Here is a 2,589-nt window from a genome sequence, read left to right as displayed (position 1 = left end):
GCCCTTCGCGCCGCTGTGGGCCAAGCTGCTGCTGATCCCGCGGCGCTACCTGTACGCGGGCATCACCGGTTTCGCGGCGCTGGGCGTGTACGCCGCGTCCTACTCCATCACCGACCTGTGGCTGCTGATCATTCTGGGGCTGCTCGGGTTCATGATGCGGCGCTACGAGATCCCGGTGGCGCCGGTGCTCATCGCGGTCATCCTCGGTCCGCTGGCCGAGACGGAGCTGCGCCGGGCCCAGGCCATCGGCCAGGGCGACGTGGGGGTGCTCTTCGCGGGGCCGATCACGATCGGGATCTACGCGGTCCTCGTGGCCGCCGTGGCCCTGGTCGCCTTCCTGCGGATCCGCGCCCGTGCGCGTTCGCGCGAGGCGCGGCGCGAGGAGACCGTCGACGCGGGGTGAGCGTCGCGTGCGCGGGGGCCGGTCCGGGGGGTTGCCACGGACCGGCCCTTCTCGTGTGCGCGGAGGCGGGCACGCCGGACGGCGGTGTCGGTGACCCGCCGTAGTCTGCGCGCATGGCACAACCCGACGACGCCCCCCGCAGCCCCCTGGACATCCGGCGCTTCGCCGCCCGGGTGCGCGCCGAGTCCGTGGCCCAGAGCTGGCGGCGCGGCCACCGCAACGTCACCAGGCTGGCCGACGCCTACGGCGTGACCCGCGACACCGTCTACGCCGACCTGCGCGGCCAGGGCGTCGATCCGGCCGATCGGGACGCGCCCGTGGAGGAGACCCCCGTCGAGGAGCCCCCGGGGTGCCCGCTGTGCGGTGCCGCGGTCGCCGAGGACGGGTTGCACGACCACGTCAGCGGGCACGGCCACGACGCGCTGGTCTCGTGGATCGTCGAAAGCGTCTCCTGACCCGCCCGCGCCACGGGGGACGGGGCCCGACGGGTGCGTGTTCCGGGCCGGCCCCCGCTACGGGTGCGAAGGCGGGCACACCGTCCGCCGGTGCGGCGGAGCCTCGGCGCGGGCCGGGGCCGGACCGGGGGTCAGGGCCGCTCCCCCTCGTCCGCCGGGGTGGGCTCGCCCTCCGCGCGGGGCGCCCGGCCGGTCGCGGCGCCGGAGCCCTCCCCGGTTCCGGTGTCGGAGGGCTCCCCCGGCATCTCCTCCGGCCGGGGCGCGGCGTCGCGGTGGCGCAGCGACAGCAGGTAGCCCAGGCCCAGCACGATGGTCGTGCCGATGGCGGTGTACCAGGTGAAGCCGACCAGGTCGGGCTGGAAGAGGAACAGCCAGACCATGGTGGCCACCGCGACCGCGAAGGAGACGATCGCGTCGAGCTGGCGGGCCCGGCGCACCCACAGCCCCAGGAAGAACGCGCCCAGCAGGCCGCCGTAGGTCAGGCTGGCCACGGACAGGCCCAGCTCCACGACCGGGTTGTCGGTGCCGGTGAACATCGCCGCCGCCCCGATGAAGACCAGCCCCCAGCCCAGGGTGAACAGCCTGCCCAGCCGCAGGCCCTGGGCGTCGGTGAGCGTGCGCCTGCTGAACCGCTCGTACAGGTCGGCCATGGTGGAGGAGGACAGCGCCGACAGCGAGGACGACAGGGTGCTCATCGCCGCGGCCAGGATCCCCGCCAGCAGCAGGCCCGACAGGCCGGCCGGCAGCCCCTCCACGATGAACGTCGGGAAGAGCTCGTCGGAGTTGGCCAGGCCCAGCTCCTCCACCGAGGCGCCCTCGTAGTAGGCGTACAGCGCCAGGCCCACGGCCAGGAACAGGGCGAACTGGAAGAACACCACGACGGCGCTGCCGATCACCGCCTTCTGGGCGTCGCGCAGGCTGCGGCAGCCCAGCAGCCGCTGCACGATGATCTGGTCGGCGCCGTGGGAGGCGGTGGAGAGCAGGGCGCCGCCCAGGACCGCGGTGACCGTCGCGTAGGGGGCCGAGACCGGGTTCGAGGTGAAGTCGAGGAACTGGGTCTTGCCCGCGTCGGCGGCCACCGCCAGGAAGTCCGCGTCGAGGCTGCCCGCGATGACCGCCAGGGCGGCGACGCCGCCGACCGCGTACACCGCCATCTGGAGGACGTCCACCCAGACCACGGCCCGGATGCCGCCGACGAAGGTGTACAGGACCGTGACCGCGCCCAGCAGGGCGATGATCGCGAAGTAGGACAGGTCCACCCCGTAGGAGCCCAGGATGATCTTGACGGGGATGGCCGCCGCGAACAGCCGCACCCCGTCCGCGAGCAGCCGCGTGAACAGGAACGCGACCGAGGCCGTGCCCTGCATGCCCCGGCCGAAGCGGATGCCGAGGTAGGCGTAGGCCGTGGTCATCTCGCCCCGGTAGTAGCGGGGCAGCAGCACGAAGGCCACGACCACCCGCCCGATCAGGTAGCCGACCGCCACCTGGAGGAAGGTGACGTTGCCCAGGTAGGCCACGCCGGGGATGCTGATCACGGTCAGGGCGCTGGTCTCGGTGGCCACCACCGACAGGCACACCGCCCACCAGGGCAGCTGCCGGTTGCCGATGAAGTAGTCCTTGATATCGCGCTGTCGGCCGGAGAGCCTGAGGCCGAGCCAGGCCGATCCCAGCAGGTACACCGCGATGACCACGAGGTCGATTGTCTGCACTGCGCTACTCCGGGGGGTGGGG

3 protein-coding genes are annotated in these 2,589 nt (G+C 73.3%); 2 read left to right on the top strand and 1 reads right to left on the bottom strand.

Features of this window, described 5'->3' with window-relative positions:
• Window positions 1-403, top strand: a 403-nt coding sequence (locus DQW06_RS24365; protein ID WP_198662536.1) for a tripartite tricarboxylate transporter permease, incomplete at its 5' end; no start/stop codon positions are given.
• Window positions 404-516: 113 nt separating this feature from the next.
• The gene (locus DQW06_RS24360) at window positions 517-858 is read left to right on the top strand and encodes a hypothetical protein (RefSeq protein WP_013152861.1); all 342 of its coding nucleotides are present in this window, start codon (window positions 517-519) and stop codon (window positions 856-858) included.
• 131 nt (window positions 859-989) lie between these two features.
• Here DQW06_RS24360 and DQW06_RS24355 read toward each other — a convergent pair whose 3' ends face one another.
• Window positions 990-2,567 (bottom strand): sodium:solute symporter, encoded by a 1,578-nt coding sequence (locus tag DQW06_RS24355; protein WP_117199383.1) that lies wholly within the window; start codon window positions 2,565-2,567, stop codon window positions 990-992.
• Between the last annotated feature and the right edge of the window lie 22 nt (window positions 2,568-2,589).

Origin of the sequence: Nocardiopsis sp. TNDT3, from assembly GCF_003427465.1 — a bacterium.
GTDB lineage: Bacteria > Actinomycetota > Actinomycetes > Streptosporangiales > Streptosporangiaceae > Nocardiopsis > Nocardiopsis dassonvillei.
The sequence above is the reverse complement of the archived record's forward strand: the minus strand, read 5'-3'. Positions and strand labels throughout refer to the sequence as shown.

Excerpts from the sequence above, each read along its gene's own strand:
- DQW06_RS24360 (WP_013152861.1), top strand. The coding sequence starts at position 517 with ATGGCACAACCCGACGACGCCCCCCGCAGCCCCCTGGACATCCGGCGC.